The organism is Intrasporangium calvum DSM 43043 (assembly GCF_000184685.1).
GTDB classification, from domain to species: Bacteria; Actinomycetota; Actinomycetes; order Actinomycetales; family Dermatophilaceae; genus Intrasporangium; species Intrasporangium calvum.
The window spans coordinates 604857-627852 of record NC_014830.1; the positions used below are offsets into that span (position 1 = coordinate 604857).

At 71.9% G+C, this 22996-nt stretch carries 19 protein-coding genes; 7 read left to right on the forward strand and 12 right to left on the reverse strand.

The window, feature by feature from the left end; translation table 11 throughout:
* Positions 1-53: 53 nt before the first annotated feature.
* Positions 54-869 carry a PIG-L deacetylase family protein gene (locus INTCA_RS02800; protein ID WP_013491420.1) on the forward strand — a complete coding sequence of 272 codons (816 nt, stop codon included), beginning with the start codon at positions 54-56 and terminating at the stop codon, positions 867-869.
* 127 nt (positions 870-996) lie between these two features.
* Positions 997-1464, forward strand: a complete 468-nt coding sequence (locus tag INTCA_RS02805; RefSeq protein ID WP_013491421.1) for an SCP2 sterol-binding domain-containing protein — start codon at positions 997-999, stop codon at positions 1462-1464.
* A gap of 153 nt (positions 1465-1617) precedes the next feature.
* Here INTCA_RS02805 and INTCA_RS02810 read toward each other — a convergent pair whose 3' ends face one another.
* Entirely contained in the window at positions 1618-3822 is a 2205-nt protein-coding gene (locus INTCA_RS02810) for an NADP-dependent isocitrate dehydrogenase (RefSeq protein ID WP_013491422.1), read from the reverse strand.
* Positions 3823-4024: 202 nt separating this feature from the next.
* On the opposite strand from INTCA_RS02810, the gene INTCA_RS02815 reads away from it, so the two are divergent.
* On the forward strand, positions 4025-5386 hold the full coding sequence (locus INTCA_RS02815) for a serine hydrolase domain-containing protein (protein WP_013491423.1): 1362 nt from the start codon (positions 4025-4027) through the stop codon (positions 5384-5386).
* 226 nt (positions 5387-5612) lie between these two features.
* Here INTCA_RS02815 and INTCA_RS20185 read toward each other — a convergent pair whose 3' ends face one another.
* Positions 5613-6410 carry a helix-turn-helix transcriptional regulator gene (locus tag INTCA_RS20185; RefSeq protein ID WP_013491424.1) on the reverse strand — a complete coding sequence of 266 codons (798 nt, stop codon included), beginning with the start codon at positions 6408-6410 and terminating at the stop codon, positions 5613-5615.
* Positions 6411-6639: 229 nt separating this feature from the next.
* On the reverse strand, positions 6640-7902 hold the full coding sequence (locus INTCA_RS02825) for an ISL3 family transposase (protein ID WP_013491425.1): 1263 nt from the start codon (positions 7900-7902) through the stop codon (positions 6640-6642).
* A gap of 137 nt (positions 7903-8039) precedes the next feature.
* Here INTCA_RS02825 and INTCA_RS02830 point away from each other — a divergent pair, with 137 nt between their 5' ends.
* Positions 8040-8228, forward strand: a complete 189-nt coding sequence (locus tag INTCA_RS02830; RefSeq protein WP_041307197.1) for a hypothetical protein — start codon at positions 8040-8042, stop codon at positions 8226-8228.
* A 97-nt stretch (positions 8229-8325) separates the two neighbouring features.
* On the opposite strand, the gene ddaH is transcribed toward INTCA_RS02830, so the two are convergent.
* Together ddaH and INTCA_RS02840 are read right to left on the reverse strand one after the other, a co-directional pair.
* Positions 8326-9096 carry a dimethylargininase gene (gene ddaH, locus INTCA_RS02835; protein ID WP_013491427.1) on the reverse strand — a complete coding sequence of 257 codons (771 nt, stop codon included), beginning with the start codon at positions 9094-9096 and terminating at the stop codon, positions 8326-8328.
* 19 nt (positions 9097-9115) lie between these two features.
* Entirely contained in the window at positions 9116-10075 is a 960-nt protein-coding gene (locus tag INTCA_RS02840) for a LysR family transcriptional regulator (RefSeq protein WP_013491428.1), read from the reverse strand.
* A gap of 90 nt (positions 10076-10165) precedes the next feature.
* Between INTCA_RS02840 and INTCA_RS02845 the strand changes: the two genes are divergently transcribed.
* Positions 10166-13576, forward strand: a complete 3411-nt coding sequence (locus INTCA_RS02845; protein WP_013491429.1) for a M28 family peptidase — start codon at positions 10166-10168, stop codon at positions 13574-13576.
* 214 nt (positions 13577-13790) lie between these two features.
* Here INTCA_RS02845 and INTCA_RS18535 read toward each other — a convergent pair whose 3' ends face one another.
* The 5 genes from INTCA_RS18535 to INTCA_RS02870 all read right to left on the reverse strand — a co-directional run bounded on the left by INTCA_RS18535 (position 13791) and on the right by INTCA_RS02870 (position 18173).
* Positions 13791-14570: an anti-sigma factor gene (locus tag INTCA_RS18535; RefSeq protein ID WP_013491430.1), complete on the reverse strand. Its 780-nt coding sequence runs from the start codon at positions 14568-14570 to the stop codon at positions 13791-13793.
* Entirely contained in the window at positions 14557-15126 is a 570-nt protein-coding gene (locus INTCA_RS02855) for an RNA polymerase sigma factor (RefSeq protein ID WP_052338072.1), read from the reverse strand. Before INTCA_RS02855 ends, INTCA_RS18535 begins: the two co-directional genes overlap by 14 nt.
* Before the next feature lie 41 nt (positions 15127-15167).
* Positions 15168-15818, reverse strand: a complete 651-nt coding sequence (locus INTCA_RS18540; RefSeq protein ID WP_169312900.1) for a class F sortase — start codon at positions 15816-15818, stop codon at positions 15168-15170.
* Positions 15819-15858: 40 nt separating this feature from the next.
* Complete coding sequence (locus INTCA_RS02865) at positions 15859-16662, reverse strand: DUF4397 domain-containing protein (RefSeq protein ID WP_013491433.1); 804 nt, start codon at positions 16660-16662, stop codon at positions 15859-15861.
* Positions 16663-16829: 167 nt separating this feature from the next.
* Positions 16830-18173: an NAD(P)/FAD-dependent oxidoreductase gene (locus INTCA_RS02870; protein ID WP_013491434.1), complete on the reverse strand. Its 1344-nt coding sequence runs from the start codon at positions 18171-18173 to the stop codon at positions 16830-16832.
* A gap of 121 nt (positions 18174-18294) precedes the next feature.
* On the opposite strand from INTCA_RS02870, the gene INTCA_RS02875 reads away from it, so the two are divergent.
* Positions 18295-19629 (forward strand): phosphoribosyltransferase family protein, encoded by a 1335-nt coding sequence (locus tag INTCA_RS02875; protein ID WP_013491435.1) that lies wholly within the window; start codon positions 18295-18297, stop codon positions 19627-19629.
* 357 nt (positions 19630-19986) lie between these two features.
* A complete protein-coding gene (locus INTCA_RS02880) occupies positions 19987-21021 on the forward strand; it encodes an aspartate-semialdehyde dehydrogenase (protein ID WP_013491436.1) in 1035 nt (344 codons plus the stop codon).
* 33 nt (positions 21022-21054) lie between these two features.
* Here INTCA_RS02880 and INTCA_RS02885 read toward each other — a convergent pair whose 3' ends face one another.
* Together INTCA_RS02885 and tmk are read right to left on the reverse strand one after the other, a co-directional pair.
* Positions 21055-22206, reverse strand: coding sequence for a DNA polymerase III subunit delta' (locus INTCA_RS02885; protein ID WP_013491437.1), 1152 nt, complete (start codon positions 22204-22206; stop codon positions 21055-21057).
* Positions 22203-22874 carry a dTMP kinase gene (gene tmk / locus INTCA_RS02890; RefSeq protein WP_013491438.1) on the reverse strand — a complete coding sequence of 224 codons (672 nt, stop codon included), beginning with the start codon at positions 22872-22874 and terminating at the stop codon, positions 22203-22205. Before tmk ends, INTCA_RS02885 begins: the two co-directional genes overlap by 4 nt.
* Between the last annotated feature and the right edge of the window lie 122 nt (positions 22875-22996).

Below are 22996 nucleotides of genomic sequence, written 5' to 3' on the forward strand. Positions count from 1 at the left end.
CGGCAGCCCGTCACGACTTTGACGGTGCGGGGGGATCGGGTGAGGCTGGGGCCATGGCAACCCTGGTCTTCGTCCACGCCCACCCCGACGACGAGGCGTCCCAGACCGCGGGTTCGATGGCCCGGGCCGTCGACGAGGGCCACCGCGTCGTCCTCGTCGTCGCCACCAACGGGGACCACGGCGAGGTGCCGCCCGACCTCGCCGACGGGGAGACCGTCGTGGACCGCAGGCGCGTCGAGATGGCCGCCTCCGCCGCCGCGATCGGCCTCCACCGGGTCGTGTGGCTCGGCTACGCCGACTCCGGCATGAGCGGCTGGGACCAGAACGACCACGAGGCGAGCTTGGCGCGGGCGGATCTCGAGGAGGCCGCCGAGCGCGTTGCCGCCGTGCTGCGCGAGGAGCAGGCGGACATCGTCACGGCCTACGACTGGCACGGTGGCTACGGGCACCCGGACCACGTGAAGGTCCACGCCGTCGTGCGGCGGGCCGCAGAGCTCGCCGGGACGCCGCGCGTGCTCGAGGTGACGATGAACCGGGACGCGGTCCGACGGCAGTTCCAGGTGGCCGCCTCGGCGGGCCTGCCCGGCGCCGTCGAGTGGGACCCGGACCGCCCGATGGACGACGGGAACCCGCTCGGCACTCCGGAGGCCGAGCTGCACTGGGCGGTCGACGTGTCGCGATGGCTCGGGGTCAAACGGGCCGCGCTGGCGAGCCATGCCAGCCAGACGAGCGATGCGGGGATGATGCTCGCGATGCCCGACGAGGTGTTCGCGGCGATGTTCGGCGTCGAGTACTACGTCGAGGCGGGCCGGCCGCCCGGCGTGGTGGCCGGCTGGTTCCTCGAGGCGAGCGAGGCCGAGAGCGCCTGACGGACGTGCGCGGACCGGAGGTGACGGCGGGAGGGGGTCGGCGGGAGGGGGTCGGTTTCCGGTGCCGGTGACCGGCCGGTAAGTTACCTCAGGTAACCACGTCCTCACTCGCAGGGAGAGCATGCCCATGACCCCCACCGACCTCAGCAGTGCGACCCCGGAACAGTTGCGCGAGCTCCCGGCCACCGACCTCGTGTCCGGCCTCCTCGCCCTGTCCGACCAGGAGCTGCACGCCCTGCTCACGAGCGACAACCGCAGCGACGTGATCTCCGCAGTGTTCCGCGCGATGCCCGGGCTGTTCCGCCCCGACCGCGCCGGCTCGGTCACGATGACGGCTCACTGGAGCATCACGGAGCGGCCCGACGGCGGCTCCGACGACTGGACCATCCGCATCGCGGACGGTGTGTGCACCGCGGCCCCGGGCCACGAGGGCGACGCCACGCTCACCCTGACGATGGGGCCGGAGCCCTTCACCAAGCTGATGACCAAGCGGGGCAACCCGGTCATGATGTTCATGACCGGCAAGATCAAGGCGAAGGGCGACCTCAGCCTGGCGGCCAACTTCGGGAGCTTCTTCGACACCCCGACGGACTGACCAGTCGAAAGAGCAGTTCGTCCCCCCGTTTGCAATCGAAAGAGCAGTTCGTCCCTCGCGTATGGGGGACGAACTGCTCTCTCGATTCTCAGGGAAGGGGAGGAACTGCTCTCTCGATTCTCAGCGAAGGGGAGGAACTGCTCTCTCGATGGGTCAGGCGAGGGAGGCGATGATGCCGTTGAACGTCTGCGACGGGCGCATCACGGCGTCGACCTTGTCGGCGTCGGGCTTGTAGTAGCCGCCGATGTCGGCCGGCTGCCCCTGGACGGCGATCAGCTCGGCGTCGATCGCGTCCGCGTTCTCGGTCAGCTGCGCCGCCACGTCGGTGAACGCCCCGGCCAGCTCGGCGTCCTCGGTCTGCGCCGCGAGCTCCTGGGCCCAGTACACCGCGAGCCAGAAGTGGCTGCCCCGGTTGTCGATCTGGCCGACCCGGCGCGCTGGGGAGCGGTTCTCGTCGAGCACCTTGCCGGTCGCCCGGTCGAGCGTGTCGGCGAGGATCTGGGCCTTGGCGTTGCCGGTCGCGCCGGCCAGGTGCTCGAGCGACACGGCCAGCGCGAGGAACTCGCCGAGGCTGTCCCAGCGCAGGTAGTTCTCCTTGACGAGCTGCTGGACGTGCTTGGGGGCCGAGCCGCCGGCGCCCGTCTCGAAGAGGCCACCACCGTTGATGAGCGGGACCACCGAGAGCATCTTGGCCGAGGTGCCGAGCTCGAGGATCGGGAACAGGTCGGTGAGGTAGTCACGGAGCACGTTGCCGGTCACGGAGATGGTGTCCTCGCCGCGGCGAATCCGCTCGAGGGAGAAGGCGATCGCCTCGGTCGGCTTGAGGATCTGGATGTCGAGGCCGTCGGTGTCGTGCTCCCCGAGGTACTCGGTGACCTTCGCAATGAGGTTCGCGTCGTGCGCGCGGGCCTCGTCGAGCCAGAAGACGGCCGGGTTCCCGGTTGCCCGGGCCCGCGTCACGGCGAGCTTGACCCAGTCCCGGACGGGGATGTCCTTGGTCTGGCAGGCGCGCCAGATGTCGCCCGCCGACACCTCGTGCTCGAGCAGTGCGGTGCCCGACCCGTCGACGACGCGCACGACACCGTCCGCGGCGATCTCGAAGGTCTTGTCGTGGCTGCCGTACTCCTCCGCAGCCTGCGCCATCAGGCCGACGTTCGCGACTGAGCCCATCGTGGCCGGGTCGAAGGCGCCGTGGGCGCGGCAGTCGTCGAGGACGACCTGGTAGATGCCGGAGTACGAGCTGTCCGGCAGCACCGCGAGGGTGTCCTCCTCCTCGCCGGCGGCGTTCCACATGTGGCCCGAGGTGCGGATCATCGCGGGCATCGACGCGTCGACGATGATGTCGCTCGGCACGTGCAGGTTGCTGATGCCCTTGTCCGAGTTGACCATCGCGATCGCCGGGCCCTCGGCGAAGCCCTTCTCGAACGCAGCCTCGATCTCGGCCCGCTTGTCCTGGGGCAGAGCCTCGATCGACGAGAGGACGGCACCCAGCCCGTCGTTCGGGGAGGCGCCGACGGAAGCGAGCTCAGCGGCATACGTCTCGAAGACGTCGGGGAAGAAGGCGCGCACGGCGTGCCCGAACATGATCGGGTCGGAGACCTTCATCATCGTCGCCTTGAGGTGGACGGAGAACAGGACGCCCTCGTCCTTGGCGCGCTGGACCTGGGCGGCGAGGAACTGCCGCAGCGCGGCGGCGTTCATGAAGGTCGCGTCGACGACCTCCCCGGCGAGGACCGGCAGAGACTCCTTGAGGACGGTCGTCGTGCCGTCGGCGGCGACGTGCTCCATGCGCAGCGTGTCGTCCTGAGCCAGGATGACGGACTTCTCGTTGTGCGCGAAGTCGTCCGCGTCCATCGTCGCGACGTTCGTCTTGCTGTCGGGGGACCAGGCGCCCATCGAGTGCGGGTGCCTGCGCGCGTAGTTCTTGACGGACGCGGGGGCGCGACGGTCGGAGTTGCCTTCACGCAGAACCGGGTTGACCGCGGAGCCCTTGATCTTGTCGTAGGCGGCGCGGGCGGCCTTCTCCTCGTCGGTCGTCGGGTTGTCCGGGTAGTCGGGGACCGCGTGGCCCTCGTCCTGGAGCTCCTTGACGGCGGCCTTGAGCTGGGGGATGGAGGCCGAGACGTTCGGCAGCTTGATGATGTTGGCCTCGGGGCGCTTGGCGAGCGCGCCGAGCTCGGCGAGCGCGTCGTCGGCGAGGCCGAACGCGGCGAGGATGCGGCCGGCGAGCGAGATGTCGCGGGTCTCCACGTCGACTCCGGCCTTCGACGCGAAGGCCTGGACGATCGGCAGCAGCGACGCCGTGGCGAGCGCGGGGGCCTCGTCGGTGTACGTGTAGATGATCTTCGAGTCCGTCACCTGTGCTCCATTCCGAGGGTTCTGAGAAAGAGATCGGGAGAAATCTTGATATCAAGATATCGGATGCGACGCGCGCATGGAGACGCGATCCCATCCTGCCGGGGTGCCGCAACCCACGCCACCGGGTGGGGCGTCGTCTTCGCCGCTGCCGTATGCCGCTGGGCTCGGTCTCCGGCGTCCCCGGCCTCACTAGGGTGGCCGGGTGGACAGCGACACTCCCGACCCTGCGACCGGCCGGCACCTCGACCGGCGGCTCGCCGCGATCCAGCGCGACTCACGGCTGCCGTCGGTGGCCGCCGGCATCGTCCGCGACGGCCGACTCGCGTGGGTGCGGGCCGTCGGCACCCTCGACGGTCGCGCCACGGGTGAGCCGGCCGATGTCGACACGCAGTACCGGATGGGATCGATCACCAAGACTTTCGTCGCCGTGGCCGTCATGCGGCTGCGCGACGCGGGACGGCTCGACCTGACGGACCGCTTCGAGGTCCACGTCTCCGGGTCGCGGCTCGGCGACGCGACCATCGCCCAGCTGTTGTCGCACGCGGCCGGCGTCCAGGCGGAGACGAACGGCCCCTGGTGGGAGCGCACACCCGGTGGGTCGTGGGACGAGCTCGTCGCGTCGCCCGTCCTTCAGCGGTTCCGGGCGGGACGGCGCTTCCACTACTCGAACGTCGGCTACGCGGGGCTCGGGGAGCTGCTCGCCCGCGCCCATGGGGAGAGCTGGTTCGACGTGGTGCGCCGCGACCTCCTCGCGCCCCTCGGGATGAGGCGAACGACCACCCGGCCCACCGGCAAGGCGGCCCCCGGCTGGGCGGTCCATCCCTTCGCCGACGTGCTCCTGCCCGAGCCGGAGCACGATGCCGGTGCGATGGCCCCGGCCGGGCAGCTGTGGACCACGGTGGGTGACCTGGCGGCCTGGGCCGCGTTCGCCGCCGGGGACACCGGTGACGTCCTGGCGGCCGACACCCTGGCCGAGATGATCGAGCCGCACGTCGTCGGCGACACTCCCGGGCAGCCGTGGACCGTGGCGCACGGCCTCGGCTGGCAGGTGTGGAACGTCGAGGGTCGCCGGCAGGTCGGGCACGGCGGCTCGATGCCGGGGTTCCTCGCCGGCCTGCGGGTCGACGTCGAGTCGGGGGACGGGCTGGTGTCGTTCACGAACTCCACCGCCGGGCCGTTCGGGCCGCAGGTGAGCGTCCTGCTGGGCGACTTCATGGAGCGGGAGCCGCGGATGCCCCAGCCCTGGCACGCAGCCGGCGACGGATCGGTGCTCGACCTGCTCGGGCTGTGGCACTGGGGCCCGACCGTGACGACGGCCAGGGCGGTGGGGGAGCACCTCGTCCTCGGCGAGCCGGGGGAGGGGCGTGGTTCACGCTTCGCGCGAGTCGGGCCGGACGAGTGGCTCGGCCTCGACGGCTACCACCTCGGCGAGCCGCTGCGCGTCGTGCGGCGCCCGGACGGGAGCGTGGCCTCCCTCGACCTCCAGTCCTTCCGGTTCACCCGCACGCCCTACGACCCTGAGGCCGACGTGCCGGGCGGGGTCGTCGAGACAGGCTGGCAGTAGGGCCAGGAGATCCGCCGCGAGACTCATGGCCGACGACGACGAGGCGGTCGCCGGCGTGGGGGCGGCCGTTGAGGTGACGGGGACCTGCTCGTGCGTCCGGCGTGTCCGGTGTCAGGGAGCCGTCTCGGTCCTGGCTCAGCTCCCACTGTGGCCGCGGGCAGGCCGACCGCGCGCCGCTGCCGCGCTGACCCGGCCCGGCTCACGTCGGACCCCCGTCAGGAGCAGGTCACGCCCCGGGCTCTGACCAGTCCGCGCCGGCAAGGGGAGCCGGCGCGTAGTGGGCGGCCACCACGGCGGCACGGCGACGGACGCCCAACTTCGCGTAGATGTGCTCGAGATGCTTCTTGACCGTGCTGGGAGAGACCCAGAGCGCGGTGGCGATCTCGGCGTTCGTGCTGCCTGAGGCGACCAGCTCGACGATCTCATGCTCCCGACGCGTGAGCGCGGAGAACCCGAGGCCGACGTCCTCGCCGGTCGCGGACTCACGCTGGTAGCGCTGCGCGTGGCAGACGGAGCGCCGGACCAGCTCACGCAGGTGGGCGGTTCGCTCGAGATTTCGAAGGTGCGGCGTGAGCAGCTCGACAACCGCACGGTCACGTTCGGAGAAATCCTTCTCACCACTCGCTCGCATGAACACCAGGGATCGTATTCTGTCGGCCCCGGCTGACAGTCCGAGATCCAGGATGTACTCGACATTGGCGGGTCGGAAGTAGTCCCGGTAGAGGGGCAGCTGGTGCCAGCCTCGCACATCGATCAGATCGGAGTTTCGCACCGCTGCCAGGTCGCCCGTCCGCGCCCGGTGCTCCTGGGTCGGGCAGGGGCCGAGGAGCAGGTAGACCTCTGGGCCTGGTTCGCCCTCGTCGGGACCCACCCCGTTGAAGTCGACGAATTCTTTTGCGTCGTGGTCGATGTCCTGATATGCGACCCACGTCGAGCGAACGAGTCCCTGGAGGCCGGTGAGTAACTCGGTGGAGTAGAGCTCGGGTAGGTCCAGCTCGGCGGCGTCGGCAATGAACCCAAGCATTGCTTCCGCGTCGGACCACGGGAGATCCACCTCCGAAAGATACGCCTTTCGGCGAATAGGAGCAAGGTCGCCAAGGGGTCAGAGTTAGCCCTGGGAGGGCAGCGGGACCGGGCGAGATGCGTCTTTCTTGCTGAGATTTCCGACCGTCTTTCGGAATGCTCAAGAGTCGAGGAAAGGAGTTTTGAGATGGTGCACAAGGCTTATTTGGCTCTACTGACTGATCCGTGGGTCAGTTCCGGCCGGGCAGGACGGGGCGGTGACCGCCGAGGCTGAGCATGGCCAGGGCGATCAGGGACTCTGGCGAGCGGAACCCGAATGCGATGCGCGTGATCAGGCGGACTTTCGTGTTGACCGACTCGATACGACCGTTCGAGAGGCCGTGCTCGATCGCGGCGAGGATGGAGTCGCGGTGTTTGACGATGCGTCGCTGCAGGGTCACGAACGCCTCGATGCGGCACCGTCGGGCCCACGCGACCCACCGGTCGAGCGCTTCGGCAGCCTGCTGGTGGGGCAGCTGGAAGACGAGCCGCAGGCCCTCCTTCAGCAGGTATCCGCGGTAGAGCCGCGGGTCGGTCCTGGCCACCCACGCGAGCTTGGCCTGCTGCTTCTCGGTCAGATTGCCCGGGTTCTTCCACAACGCGTACCGGGCCCCCTTGAGGTCCTTCGCGTGGCCGCTGGCCCGGCCCGCCCGGCGCCGGGTGACCGCGCCACGCGCCTGGTTCCACGCGTCCCGGCGCACCTCGTCGAGCGCGTCGGTGGCCCAGGAGACGACATGGAACGGGTCAGCGCAGCGGACCGCCTGCGGGCACCGCTGGGTGACGACCTTGGCGATCCAGTCCGCGCCGTCCGCGGACACGTGCGTGACTGCGGCGCAACGCTGCTCACCGAGGGCGTCGAAGAACGCGTGCAGGGTGGCCTTGTCCCGCCCGGGCGCGGCCCACACCAGTCGGCCGCTGTCGTGGTCGACCACGATGGTCAGGTACCGGTGACCGCGCTTGTAGCTGATCTCGTCGATCCCGATCCGTTTCAGACCGGCGAACCGGTCGAACTGCCTCTCGGTGTCGGCCCACACCCTCGTGATGATCGACCCGACCGTGCGCCAGGCGATCCGCATCAGCTGCGTCACGGTCGTCTTCGAGGCCTGCGTGGCCAGCCACGCGACCTGCTCGTCGAACGCGTACGTGTGCCCCGCCCCGTGCCGCGCCCACGGCACCGCCGCGACAACCACCCCGTGCTGACGGCACGAGACGCGAGGCGCGTCCGCCTCCAGCACCACCTGGACGGTGCCCAGATCCAACGCCCGCCACCGCCGCCTGCCCTCACCGCCGTCGTAGCCCGGACACGACCGTCCACACACCCCGCACCGGCTCCGAGCCCGACTCCGAGGACGCACCTGCGCGACCAGCAGCTGCTCGTCCTCGTCGAACTCGACCTGTTCGATGACCGTCTTGTCGACGCCCAACAGGGCACGCCATAGGCTGGCATCACGCACGCCGTTCTCCGCTCCAATGGTTCTGGACCTTTAGACAGCCCAAAACCTATGCGGGAACGGCGTGCCCCCGTTCAGCCAGCCCGAGAACCACCCACGGAAGGGTCAGAGGAGCCGCTTATTTGTCATTGGCCATTGCCGTGAGTCTCACGACAATCAACTCAGGGGCGGCGTTCGCCGAGGCTCCGCACCACGTGATGCTGCCTGACGCCGCCTGCAACACGGGGACCACGGCGGCGCGAGTCATCTCGGGTAACGGGATCGTCCCGATGTACATGTCTCGCGAGCCGATTGGGTGCATGACCATGCCTGGGGCCTTCCAGCCCTGACGCGCGGCGGGCCCGGGGATGGCGGGACCGCTCGAGTGAACGGCGTGGAGGGGAGGAAACCCAGCGGCATCCGTCCGCGCGCTGGTGGGCGAGCGCGTCAGCCGCGGAGGCGGACCGAGAGGCAGGTGACGCAGCCCTCGAGCTTCTCGAACTCGGAGATGTCGACCATGCTCACGTCGTGCCCCCGGCCCTGCAGGAGGTGTGCGGTGCGAGGCGCCGCGGCGGACATGAGGACCGACATCCCGCCGAGGAGCACGACGTGGGCGCCGGCCTCCTCGGGGACTGCGAGGAAGTCCGGCCACTGGCCCGGGTCGTCCACTGTCGTCTCGTGCCCGATGACCGTTCCGAGGGGGAGCGCCGTGACCGCGGACTTGAGGTGCAGCGCCCGGGTCACGGGCACCCGACGAACCGTGACGCCGAAGCCGGCAAGCGCGCGCGCCAGCTGCGCGATGCCCGACTCGTTGGACCGGCCGCCGGAGCCGACCCATGCGGTGCGGCCCCACTTGAGCACGTCGCCGCCGTCAAGGGTTCCCGGCGCCTCGATCTCGACGCAGCGATAGCCGACCCGCTCCAGGATCGGCCGGAGCCCGACCTGCTCGGCCCGCCGTTCCGGGGCGCCGGATCGACAGAGCACGGCCAGGTCGCCGAAGACGACGACCTGGTCCTCGATGAACACGCCGTCGGGGCAGTCGTCGACGACGGGCGCCTCGATGAGCTCCCAGCCGCGGCGCTCGAGGGCCGCACAGTAAGCCTCCCACTGGCGCAGCGCCAGGTCGGCGTCGACCGACGAGGACCGCTCGATGTGGGTGACGATGCCGTCTGCGAGGAGCGGCGAGGGGCGGCGGACCAGGGCGAGGCGACGGTGCACACGAGTGAGCCTACGGGCCTCAGAGGCTCGGCCGGTGCGCCGGGAACTCCTCCCACCACGGCTGGAGCATCGCGGTCTCCTCGAGCTCGCGCAGGAAGGTGGCCCGGGCGGCGCTGACGCACACCTCGGCCTCCTCCTCGGTGACCCGCGTCGGTTTCCAGCGCACGACCCGGGTGCCGACGACCGGGTGGCCCGCGAGGGGGCGCAGCACGACCCCCTCGGCGGGCACGTCGCTCGGCATGGCCAGGGCCACGGCACGGCCGGCCGCGATGTACGCCCAGAAGTCCGGCAGGCTCTGGCGGCCGAGGGGCGAGGCCGGTGAGATCTCGGCGTGCCGGAAGGCGTCCATCAGGGCTGCGTAGGTGCCGTCCGGTTTGCCGGGAGGCAACAGCCACTCGTCGTCCCCGAGCGCCGCGAGCCGGACCTCGCCCCCCGCGGCCAACGGGTGCGACGCGGCGAGGGCGACGAAGAACGGTTCGCTCCGGACGACGACGGCCTGGCGCAGACCGTCAGGGCACACGTCGTCGAAGCCCACGTGGACGCCGGCGAAGGCCACGTCGACCTCACCGCCGAGGAGGTACTCGGTGATGACGGCGCTCGACGTGTCGACGCAGGGCCGCACCTCTCGGGCGAAGCCGAGCTGGTCGAGCTCGAGCAGGAAGGCCGAGAAGTACCTCGACGTGTTGCAGCCGACCCGCAGGGGGCCCACGTCGGAGGTCTGGCGCCGGGCCTCGCGGAGCATCCCCTCGAGGCCGTCGACGAGGTCCCGGGATCGGTCGATGACCAGCAGCCCGACCGAGGTCGGGCGCACGCCCTCGCGGCTCCGGGTGAAGAGCGGCCCGCCGACGGCGTGCTCGATGCGCGTCAGCTGGGCGCTCAACGACGGCTGCGACACGCCCAGTCGGGCGGCCGCGGAACTGACACTTCCGGCGTCGGCCAGGGTCAGCAGCACGCGCAGGTGTCGGACGTCGAGCTCCACAACGCCGAGGTTATGGCCAAGTGGGATTACCGGCACCTCGAACTTGGCGCGACCCTCGTGAGCACCCTACTCACGGAAAGGTTGATCTCAATGACGAGACCACTACCTCGCCGGCTCGGGCGGCTCGTCGCACTCGGTTCCCTCGCCGGGCTCGCGACGCCCCTCGCCCTGCAGGCACCCCTGGCGGCGGCGGTCCCGCCGCCGCTGGCCGGGAACGCGCCACCGGCCACCGTCGGCTCCGCGCTTGCCGGGCAACCGTCGAAGGACAAGGCCCTGGCGGCCGCCGACGCGGCGATCCAGCGCAGCCTGGGCGCCGTCGCGGCCTCCGGAGGCGAGGCCTTCATCCGCCAGACTGCCAACCCGGGACCGGGTGGCCGGTACTACGTGCTGTACCAGCGCAGCTGGAAGGGACTGCCCGTCATCGGGGCCGACGCCATCGTCACGGCCGACGAGACCGGAGCGGTGCGCGACATCACGCACGCCACCGACCGCGTCCCGTCGGTCGCCTCCACCCGCCCGTCGGTCAGCGCCGGCTCGGCGGCCGCGGCGGCCACTGCCCTCGTCGCCACGGTCGACCACGTCGAGGGTCCCGACCTCGTCATCTTCATGGGTGACGGCAAGGCGCCTCGCCTCGCCTGGCACGTCCGCGTCGAGGGCGAGCGCGCCTCGGGCCGGCCCGCCGTGCTGGAGGCCTACGTCGACGCGCGGTCCGGCAAGGTCATCTCCGCGGAGGACCTCGTCCGGGAGGCCACCGGCTACGGCCACCACAACGGCACCGTCTCGATCACGACGACGGGCTCCGGCTCCTCCTACTCGATGGCGAGCACGTCGGCGCCGGGCCTCAAGTGCCAGAACCAGAGCGGCACCACGTACACCGACTCCGACAACGTGTGGGGCAACGGGTCCGGGACGGACCTGCCGACCGCCTGCGTCGACGCCGTGTACGGCGGCGAGCAGGAGGAGCTGATGCTCGCCGCGTGGGCCGGCCGCAACGGCATCAACGGGTCGGGCAGCAACTATCCCGCCCGTGTCGGCCTCGCCGACGTCAACGCCTACTGGAACGGGTCGTACGCGAACTTCGGGCACAACCAGGCCGGCACCAAGCAGGCCACCCCGATGGACGTCGTCGCCCATGAGTTCGGGCACGGCGTGTTCCAGTTCTCCGGTGGCAGCGGCGGTTCGGGCAACGAGGCCGGCGGGCTCAACGAGTCCACCGGTGACATCCTCGGCGCGGCGACCGAGTTCTACGCGGGCAACGCGAGCGACCCGGGCGACTACCTCGTCGGCGAGGAGGTCGACCTCGTCGGCCAGGGGCCGATCCGCAACATGTACGACCCCGCTGCCCTGGGCGACCCGAGCTGCTACTCGGCGGACATCGTCAACACCGAGGTCCACGCGGCTGCAGGGCCGCAGAACCACTGGTTCTACCTGCTGGCCGAGGGGAACAACCCCGGCGGCGGCAAGCCGAGCAGCCCGATCTGCACCGGCGGCCCCAGCTCGGTCACCGGGATCGGCGTCCAGAAGGCGACGAACATCTTCGTCAACGCCATCCAGCGCAAGACCTCCCCGTGGACCCACGCCAAGGCCCGCGTGGCGACGCTGCAGGCGACCAAGGACCTCTACCCCGGCTCGTGCACCGAGTTCAACACCGTCAAGGCGGCGTGGCTGGCGGTCGCCGTCGGGCCGCAGAGCACCGAGCCGACCTGCACGGCCAGCTCGCAGGACTTCGCGATGACCCTCTCGCCGACGTCCGGGAGCATCGACGCGGGGGCGAGCGCCACCGCCACCGTCGCGACGACGACGACGTCCGGCTCCGCACAGTCCGTGACGTTCTCGGCCACCGGTCTGCCCAGCGGCGCAACCGTGGCGTTCTCCCCGCAGACGATAACCTCGGGCGCGAGCTCGACGATGACGATCGCGACGTCGACGTCGACCCCGGCGGGCACCTACACCGTGACCGTGCTCGGTGACGGGGCGGCCATCGACCGGACTGCGACCTTCACCCTCGCCGTCGGCGGTGGGACCCCGGGCCCGACGGCACCCGACATCGACGTCGAGAAGGTCAAGGCGCACCTGTCCGCGCTCCAGACCATCGCGACGAGCAACAGCGGCAACCGGCGCGCCGGCTCCCCGGGCTACACGGCCTCGGTCGCCTATGTGAAGGACAAGCTGACCGCAGCCGGCTTCACCGTGACCCTGCAGCGCTGCACGAGCTGCACCTACCCGTCCGACAACATCATCGCCGACTGGCCGGGCGGCGACCCCAACCGCACCTACGTCTTCGGTGCCCACCTCGACAGCGTCTCTAGCGGGGCGGGCCTGAACGACAACGGCTCCGGGTCGGCCGCGATCCTCGAGACCGCCCTCGCGCTGGCGCGGCAGAACCCGACCATGGCAGGCCACCTGCGCTTCGCCTGGTGGACCGACGAGGAGCAGGGCCTCAACGGCTCGGACTTCTATGTCCGCAGCCTCACCTCGACGCAGCGGAGCCAGATCAAGGCCTACTACAACTTCGACATGGTCGCCTCGACGAACGGTGGCTACTTCGTCAACCACGTCACCTCGGCCGCGGCTGCACCGATGAAGGCCTACTGGGACGGCCTGGGGCTGGCGCCCGAGGAGAACACCGAGGGCGCGGGTCGCTCGGATGACTACTCGTTCGAGGCGTACGGGATCCCGACGTCGGGCTACGCGATGGGCGCGAGTGCGCGGAAGACGAGTGCCCAGGCCCAGAAGTGGGGCGGCACCGCCGGGGCGTCCTACGACCCCTGCTACCACTCCTCGTGCGACACCTACCCGAGCAACGTCAACGCGACCGGGCTCAACCGGGCCGCGGACGGGATCGCGCACACGGCGTGGGCCCAGGCCGTGGGAACCGACACCCAGCCGGGTGACGACTTCTCGGTCTCCGTCTCGCCGACCGCGGGCTCCGTCGAGGCGGGGTCGTCGACCACGGCCACGGTGCGCACCGCCGTCACGTCGGGATCGGCGGTGACCGTCACGCTGAGCGTGTCCGGCCTCCCCGCGGGGACGACGGCGACGTTCTCCCCGGCGACGGTCACGGCCGGCGGCAGCTCGACCCTGACGATCTCGTCGTCGTCCAGCACGCCGGCCGGCACGTCCAACGTCACGGTCACGGCCGTCGGCGGCGGGAAGTCGCACACCGCCGGCTACGCGCTCACCGTCACGTCGACGGCCTCCGGCTGCGGCGGCTACGACGTCGTCCAGAGCGGAACCGTGACCTCGGGCGGCACGACCTACCTGCCATACGTCTACGACTCGACGGCGGGCGTCATGACCGCCTGTCTCGACGGGCCGAACGGGGTCGACTTCGACCTCTACCTGCAGAAGTGGAACGGCTCGTCCTGGTCGACGGTCGCGAGCTCCACCACGTCGGCGCCCGACGAGACGCTGACGTACTCCAACACGGCCGGCTACTACCGACTCGCCGTCAAGGCGTACTCGGGCTCGGGCAGCTTCACCACCGGGATCAGCGGCTGACGCAGCACCACCTCCATCGGCGCGCCGCCGGGCTCCGTGCCCGGCGGCGCGCTGGCGTCCGCGATGAAGGGCGAAGGGGTGACGCAGGGTGTCGAAGGGGGTGGAGGTGACGTATGCCGCTGGGCTCGGTCCGCGCCCACCGGTCGCCACCGGTCGCCACCGATCGCCACCGATCACCACTGATCGCCCTGCGGGCGTCCCGGGTTGGCGGTGGTCAGGTCTGGGCGGGGAGCGCGCCCCGGAGCAGGCTGTCGCCCGAGTGCTCGGGCTGCTCGTCGAAGGGCTCGCGAGAGATGTCGACGACGAGATAGCCCTGGTCGAGCAGGCTCTGGCTGATCGGGAAGGTGCCGGACTGGGTGTCGAGCACGCCGACGGACACCATCCGCTTGCCGTCGCTGTTGATGAGCCAGACCTCGAGGTACCCGTCGCGCGGGTCCAGGGTCGTCGTGGTGGCCACCTGCAGGTTCACTCCGGCATCGGAACGCACCACCGCGGCCTCGCCCAGACGCGCCTTCATGTCGAGGGTGTCGAGCTCGGCCCGGGCGACCGTCGTGCTCGGCGGAGGCGTCTCGTTCCAGAGCGCGCGCCCGGTGAGGAGACCGACGGCGAGGCCAGCCGCCGCCAGCCCGGCTGCCCAGGGCCACCCCTGCCGGCGTCGGGACGCGGTGAGGTCGAGCCGCGTCACCTCCGCGCGGTGGGCCGGCACCGGGGCCGGAGCCGGGGCTGGACTCGGGGCTGGACCCGGGGCCGGCACCGGGTCGCGGTCGGCGATGGCCGCCGCGACGCGCTGCCAGACGTGGGGTGGGGGCGACTGCCAGGCGGCGGGGGAGGGGATGGTGGCCGAGCCCTGGGACAGGAGCACCGTCGTTCGGCGCAGCTGGTCCACAGCGCGTCGGCACTCCAGACACTCCCCGAGGTGCTCGTGCGTCCCGGGCGGCGGCTTGTCGACGTCGAGGGCGACGTCGGCCAGCAGCTCGTCATCAGGATGAGACACGGTTCACCTCTTGGAGTCTCTCTCGTAGCTGCAGCAGGCCGCGCCGGACATGGCTCTTGACCGTGCCGAGCGGCAGGCCGAGCGTGTCGGCGATGTCGTCGTGGGACCGGTCCTCGAGGAAGGCCATCCGGATCACGGCGGCTCGTGGGTCGCCCATCCGCTCGAGCTCGTGGACCAGGAGCAGTCGCTGGGCCCACTCGGTGTCGTCCGTGACGGGCGGGGTCGCCGCCGACTCGAGGGCCACGGCCTGGACGTTGCGGTGGTTGCGGTACCGCTGGGTGCGCAGGTCCGCGACCCGGTGCCTGGTGATCCCCACGAGCCAGGCCTGGATGCTGCCCTGGTCGGGCCGGAAGCTGTGCCGGCCGTTCCAGGCGGAGACGAAGACCTGTTGGGTGACGTCCTCCGCGTCGGCGGGGTCGCCGAGCGAACGGAGCGCGATCGTGTGCACGAGGCCCGACCACTGCCGATAGATCTCCTCGAGCGCGTCGGTCGACCCGGCAGCCAGCGCGGTCGCCAGCTCCCCGGAGTCGACACCCGGCTCGTCGTGCACGTGCACGAGGACACCATAGCCAGCGGCGCGGGTCGGGACAGCCGTGCTCATGGGATCGGCACGCCGACCACCACGAGGTTCCTCTCGTAGGTCCGGGCCCGGAGGTCGAACCGGCCGCTGCACGTGACGATATGGAGTCGGGGCGCACCCGTCCGGGAGAAGATCGCGTCGAGGTCCAGCGTCTCCTTGTCGAGCTGGGTCACCTGGGTCACCCGGTAGCGCCGTACCGTCCCACCGGATCTCACGGTGAGCAGGTCACCGACGTCCAGGCTTTCCAGCCGCGCAGCGGGCCCGGTCCCGTACTCCGGCATGTCCCGGTGCGCAGCCATGACGGTGGCGCCTTCGGGGTCCCCGGGTCGAGCACCGTGCTCGTACCAGCCCATCACCGCTGGACTGGGCGGCAGGTCCATCTGCCCGTCGCCGGCGACGCCCACCGGCCGCACCGGCATCGAGATCCCCAGCTGCGCCACCTCGAAGCGCGCCGGCGCGGCGAGTGCCCGAGTGCGCACGGAGTCCGGCCGGGCGTCGCGCGCAGTCGTCCTCACCGCGGGCTGCGTGAAGGGCTCCCTGAAGCGCTCGGTGGGGGCGCGCAGCGGAGAGGTCACGGCATGGCTCGGCGTCCCGCCCCGCTCCGACCGAGCGCCGGCCAGGTCGGTGGCCCACGCTGCGGTCGTGCCGGCGAGGAGGGCGGCGGCCAAGGCGGCCGCCACCCTCGCTCTCGAGCCGGACGCGTTCATGTCAGGCGCGCGACGTCGCCCGACGCCGGGTCACCAGCACGAGACCACCGGCGAGCGCGGCGGAACCCGCGATGAAGGCGTAGCGGCTGGCGTCGTCGGTGCTCGTGCCGCCACCAGCGGGGACCCCACTGGGTGCCGAGTGCATCCCGCTCACCGTCTGCACGGCGAGGTCGAGGTTGTCGTCCGCGGCGCTGCCCCAGGCGTAGACGATCGTGTTCGTGCCTTCCTTGAGCTCCACGTCGGCCGGGCCGATGGCCACCGTGTCGGTGCCGGCGAGCACGACGTCAGCCGAGATCGTGCCGGCGGGCAGCTCGGTCTTGACCTCGTCCGGGTTCGTCAGCCCGTCGAAGGCCACGTCACCGTTCGCGCGGACGTCGACGGCCGGCGCGGCTGCCGTGTGGCGGACGGTGATGCGGGCCTGACCGGCATCGAGGGCCTCGGTGTCGTTGACGAACGGGGTGAGCACCGGGCTGCCCGAGGCGTCGAGGTGGGCGACCACGGTGATGTTGGCCCCCGCCGGGACCGTGACGTCGTTCGCCTCGATGACCGCGTCGCCGTCCGCCCCCGCACCGGCCGCGGTGACCTTGAGGTCGTACTCGCCGGCGGGCAGCATGACCGGGTCCGTGAGGGTGCCGGGCTCGAAGTCGGTGAGGAGGGAGTCACCGTTGGCGTAGACGTCGACCGTCGCGCCGGGAACGCCGTGCAGGATCGAGACGGTCGCCTCCTCGGCGGCGTGCGCCGGGAGGGCGAAGGCGGCGGGGGCGAGGGCGAGGGTGAGGACGGCGGAGGTGCGCAGGATCTTCATGGTGGTGTCCTTCCGGGACGGGCGGTCGGGTGGTTCTTCGAACCGGACGGCGTCTTCGACACCGTCCTTGCCCCTACTTCCGCCCGAACACCAAGGTTGGATGCACTTTGGACAAAGATTCTCCAAACTTTTGACAGCAGGCCTATGCCGCTGGGCTCCTCGCGCTGTCAGCGCCCCGTCCCGAGGTGTCGGGCGACCACCTCGGCCGTGCGGTTCCCGGAGACGAGCGCACCCTGGATGGAGGCCGTGTCCCGGTGGTCGCCGCACACGTACAGCCCGTTGCCGAGCGAGACCTCCGACCGCGGTCGCAGCGGGGGCGGCACGGCCGGGAGGGCCGACTCGATCCGGTGCCGGACCACGACCTCCCACCGGCTCGGGTCGCAGCCGAAGATCTGGCCGACGTGGCGCCGCACCGCTTCCTCCGGTGCGTCGCCGTCGGGCCGGTCGAGCAGCGTGGTCGCCTGGACGAGGTGCCGTCCGGGGGGTGCATAGGTCGGCGCCGCGTTGCTGACGACCGCGGTGTTCCAGACCGGTCCCGGACTGCCCCGGAACCGCCCCGCGCGCTGTCGGCCGTCGACGGCGAGCAGGGCCTCGGTCGTCGGAGCCTCCGGGGCGGCGAACCACCAGGTCACCAGACCCTTCGTCGCGGGGGCGGCGATGGGGGCCAGCGAAGCGGCCGTGACCGGGTCGGTGGCGACGACGACGGCCCGGGCGCGCGTGGTCCCCGACTCGTCGCGCACCGTCATGAGCCCGGTGCGGCCGGTCTCGGCGGCGCCACTGGCTCCTGGGGCGGTGCCGGTCCCGGAGGACGGGCCGGGCTCCACCGCGACCACGCGCACGCCGAGGTGGACCCGTTCCCCGAGCGGCCCGGCGAGCTGTCGGGGGAGGGCGCCCATCCCGGCGGCGGGCAGGCCGGGCCGACCGAGCGCGAACATCCGGAGGAGCACCTTGGTGAAGCTCGCTGACGACGTGCCGTGACTGTCCGCGAGGACGCCGGCGAGGAACGGCTCGAGTACCGCACGGCGGATCGGCCCCCGCACGCCGGCCGCGTCGAGCGAGCTGGTCAGGTCGGTGTCGGCTCCGCGCAGGACCGCCTTCGGGTCGACGAGCACCCGCGCGGCCCACCGCGCCAGGGCGGCGAGCTCGAGCGGCTGGAGCAGCCCGCTGCGCAGCGTGGCGGGCAGGAGCCCGGGCTCTCGGACCGGGTCGGCCAGGGTGGCGAGGCGGTCCTCGGTGCGCACGAGGACCCCGGCGCGGAAGGACTGGAGCTCGAGGGCGTCGAGGTCGACCCAGCGGCGAACGGCGGGATAGGCCGGGTTGAGCACCTGGAAGCCGCGGTCGCACCGGAAGCCGTCGACGAGGTCGGTCCGCACCCGCCCGCCCACCTCGTCCGCGGCCTCGAGGACGAGCACCTCATGTCCCAGGTCGCGCAGCCGCCGCGCGCACTGCAGCCCCGCCAAGCCGGCTCCGACGACGACGACCTCGGTGTCCATCGAGTTCACGGAGTCCATGATGACGTCCCCTTGCCGAGGATGGGCCCGTTGGCCTCGCCCTCGCGGGCCGGGGGGACGATGCTGGAGGAGAGGGATCGACGCGCGACGCCCCCGGGTCGGGGCGAAGGAGGAGGCCGTCATGATCAGGTTCACCGACCGGGTCGACGCCGGTACGCAGCTCGCCGAGAGGCTCGAGTCGTTGCGGGGTCAGGAGGCGGTCGTGCTCGGGCTGCCCCGGGGCGGCGTCCCGGTCGCTGCGGCGGTCGCCGCCGCCCTGGACCTGCCGCTCGACGTCATCGTGGTCCGCAAGCTCGGTGTCCCCGCACAGCCGGAGCTCGCGATGGGGGCGATCGGGGAGGACGGCGTGCGGTTCCTCAACACCGCCCTCATCGAGCGGGCGGGGGTGAGCCCGGCCCGGCTGGACGCGGTGGAGCGTCTGGAGCGCGCCGTCCTCGACAAGCGGGTGTCGCGGTTCCGGCGCGGTCGGCCGCGGCTCGACCTGAGCCGGAAGGTCGCCGTCATCGTCGACGACGGCATCGCCACGGGGGCCACGGCGCGCGTGGCCTGCCGGGTCGCCCGCCGCCTCGGTGCCGCGCGGGTCGTCCTGGCCGTGCCGGTCGCGGCCGCCGCGTCGGTCCGCGAGCTGCGGGCCGGCACCGAGGCGGACGAGGTGGTCGCGGTCGGCGCGCCGGAGAGCTTCTCCGCCGTGGGGGCGCACTACGAGGACTTCCGGCCGACGACCGACGACGAGGTCGCCGTCATCCTCGACCGCGCGTGGGCCTCGGCGCACCGGTCCGCAGCCGCGCGCACGCCGGACCCCGGTGAGGACGTCGTCGTCCCCGCCGGGGCGCGGTCGCTCGAGGGTCACCTGACGCTGCCCACCGGGTCGACCGCCGTCGTCGTCTTCGCCCACGGGAGCGGGAGCAGCCGCCACAGCCCGCGAAACCAGGACGTCGCTCGCGTGCTCGAGGACGCCGGCCTCGGCACCCTGCTGATGGACCTGCTCACCCCCGAGGAGGAGTTCGACCGCGCCAACGTCTTCGACATCGAGCTGCTCGCGGGGCGCCTCACCGCGGCCACCCGGTGGCTCACCGGGCGGCCCGACACCGCGGAGGCACGCATCGGCTACTTCGGTGCGAGCACCGGCGCCGGAGCGGCCCTGTGGGCGGCCGGAGCGCCCGACTCGCAGGTCGCGGCCGTCGTGTCCCGCGGTGGACGACCGGACCTGGCGGCTCGCCGACTCGGTTCCGTGCGCGCCCCGACCCTGCTCATCGTGGGTGATCGCGACGACGTGGTGGTCGAGCTCAACCGCGAGGCGCAGGCCCTGATGACGCAGTGCGAGAGCCGGCTCGTCCTCGTGCACGGGGCCACGCACCTGTTCGAGGAGTCCGGCACGCTCACCGAGGCCGCGGGCCACGCCAGCGACTGGTTCGTCCGGCACCTGCTCCGACCCGGACCGGCCGCACCGCCGTGAGGACGGGAGGACGGGAGGAGACGGAGGGAACCTCTGGCTGGGAGGAGCTCAGCGGCATACGGGACAAGGGTCGACCCTGACCCGACGTGAGGCACCACCATCAACCCCATGACCGCGGGGAGGCAGCAGCAGATGACGACGTGGACCGTGGGGCAGGTGGCCCAGCTGACCGCTCCCGCGCCTCCACATCCACCGCCGCTTCTACGACCTGACCCACGAGTTCCGCCGACCGCCACGCGGAGTGAACCGCGGTTCGAGGTGGCCCGCGACTCCTGGTCGTCGGGAACCACCTCGAACCACCGGTCACCAGTTGGACGGAGCGCCGTGGCCGCTCGCCCCGGCGCGTAGCCTTGCCCCATGCGAGTGGGTGTCTTCGGAGCAACGGGCCAGGTCGGCGGGGTCATGCGGACCCTCCTCGAGGAGCGTGACTTCCCGGTCGACGACGTGCGGTTCTTCGCGTCGGCCCGGTCAGCCGGCACGACGCTGCCCTTCAAGGGACGCGACGTCGTCGTCGAGGACTCCGCGACGGCCGACTTCGCCGGGATCGACATCGCCCTCTTCTCCAACGGGGGGGCCGCCTCGCGCGAGCTCGCACCGAAGGTGGCGGCCGCGGGCGCGACGGTCATCGACAACTCGAGTGCGTGGCGCAAGGACCCCGAGGTGCCCCTCGTCGTCTCCGAGGTCAACGCGGACGACCTGAGCGACATGCCCAAGGGCATCGTCGCCAACCCGAACTGCACGACGATGGCCGCGATGCCCGTGCTCAAGCCGCTCCACGCGAAGGCCGGTCTCGTCCGGCTCCACGTCTCCAGCTACCAGGCCGTGAGCGGCTCCGGTGGCAAGGGGGTCCAGGAGCTCGACCGACAGCTGCGCGGCGCGTACGCAGCCGGTGACCCCACGGGCCTGGCCCTCGACGGACGGGCGGTCGACGTGCCGGAGGCGTCGATCTATGCCGTGCCGGTCGGCTTCAACGTCGTGCCGCTCGCCGGGTCCCTCGTCGACGACGGGTCGCTCGAGACCGACGAGGAGCAGAAGCTGCGCAACGAGTCGCGCAAGATCCTCCACATCCCCGACCTCCGCGTGAGCGGGACGTGTGTCCGCGTGCCGGTCTTCACCGGCCACAGCCTCGCGATCCACGCCGAGTTCGCCGACGACATCACCCCGGACGAGGCGCTCGACCTGCTCAAGAGCGCTCCCGGCGTCGTCGTCACCGACGTCCCGAACCCGCTCGAGGCCGCGGGCCGCGACGAGGTCTTCGTCGGGCGGGTCCGGGCCGACCAGGCCGCCCCCGAGGGCAAGGGCCTCGTGCTCTTCGTCGTCGGCGACAACCTCCGCAAGGGGGCTGCGCTCAATGCGGTGCAGATCGCCGAGGAGCTCGTCGCACGCCGCTGACTCGCAGCAGGCCGGCGTCCAGAGGGTGGCGTCTCACAGGTTGAGGTCGCGCGGCACCCGGAGCTGGAGGGCCATCGCCTCGAGGGCGAGGAGCGGCGGGACGTTCGCGTTGATCCGCTCGCGCGCCTCGGTGATCGCGTCGAGGCATCGAAGCAGCTGCTCTGCCGAGAACACGGCCCCCAAGCTGCGGACCCGGTCGATGGCGTCCGGGTTGATGAGGTCGACGTTCGAGCCGAGACGCAGGACGAGGGCGTCCCGGTAGACCGACATCAGGTCGACGAGCGACCGGTCGACCATGTCGCGCGCGTGCCGGGTGGCCCGCGTCCTCTGCTCCTTCTCGAGCGCAACCAGCTGGGACCGGATGTGCGGCGGCTGGGTGCGCGCCGTCGGGTCGGCGCCCAGCGTCTCGAGCAGCCGGGACCGCTCGGCCGCGTCGCGCTCAGCCGTGCTCGCGGTGGACTCCTCGTCAGCGATCTGGGCGAGGTCGGCGGCCGCGTCGACCGCATCACCGACGCCGACGATCTTCGTCGCCATCGCGATGACGTCCCGGCGGCGGATCCGCGCACCCTCGTCCCGGGCGAGCCGGCGGGCCAGGCCGATGTGGGACTGCGCGGCGCGGGCGGCGTGGAGGGCCATCGGCGCGTCCACCCCGTCGCGCCGCTCGAGCAGCTCGGCCACGGCGTGGACCGGGGGTGTCCGGAGCCGGACGTGCCGCGAACGGGAGCGGATCGTGATGATGACGTCCTCGAGGCTCGGGGCGCACAGCATCCACACGGTGCGCGGCGTCGGCTCCTCGAGCGCCTTGAGCAGGGCGTCCGCGGCGCGCTCGGTGAGCCGGTCCGCGTCCTCGATGATGATCACCCGCCACCGGCCCACCGACGGGCGCAGCGCCGACTCCTGGACGAGGTCCCGCGTGTCGCGGACCTGGATCGACAGCCCCTCGGTCGCGACGACCTTGACGTCGGCGTGCGACCCGTCGAGGGCGGTCCGGCACTCACGGCACTCCCCGCAGCCGCCCTCGGGACACTGCAGCGCGGCGGCGAAGGCCCGGGCCGCCGTGGAGCGACCCGAGCCGGGCGGGCCGGTGAAGAGCCAGGCATGTGTCATGGACGCCTCGGCCCGGACGGCGCGGGACAGCGTCTCGACGGTGGGCTCCTGGCCGACGAGGTCGCGCCAGACAGTCATGCGGAGGCCCCCAGGATCGGGCCGAGCCGGGCCAGCACCCGGCGGTGGATCTGGTCCGCCGGCAGTCCCGCGTCGACGACGAGGTAGCGGTCCGGCTCCCGCGCCGCGAGGTCGAGGAACCCCTGGCGCACCGCCGCGTGGAAGTCGTCCGCCTCGGACTCGAGGCGGTCGTGGACCTCGCCGCGTCGGCTCCGGCCGACGTCGGGGCTCACGTCGAGCAGCACGGTCAGGTCGGGGAAGAGGCCCCCGACCGCCCAGTGCTGCAGCTGGCGGATCTCGTCGGCTCCGAGGTCGCGCCCCGCCCCCTGGTAGGCGATCGAGCTGTCCGTGTAGCGGTCGGTGATGACGACGCGGCCCCCGGCGAGCGCCGGCCGGATCAGCTCGTCGACGTGGTGCGCCTTGTCGGCGGCGAAGAGGAGGGCCTCGGCCCTCGGCGAGACGTGGTCGCCGTGCAGGACCAGCTCGCGGATCTGCGCGCCGAGCGGCGTGCCGCCGGGTTGGCGCGTGACCAGCACCTGGCGGCCGGCCCGCTCCAGCGCTGCCGCGAGCAGGCGCACCTGCGTCGACTTGCCCGCCCCGTCGCCGCCCTCGAAGCACACGAAGAGCCTTGGCCCGGTGCCGACCTCGCCGGCACTGGGCGGCGGCGGCGCGGGAGGGGTCTCGGTCACGGGGCGAGCCTATGCGACCAGGGCGACACCGGCGGGAGGAGCGGCGCGGAGGCCGTCCCCCGAAGCGAGCCCAGCGGCATCCGGACACGGCGTGCCCCGGCCGGTCAGGTTACGGTTTCGGG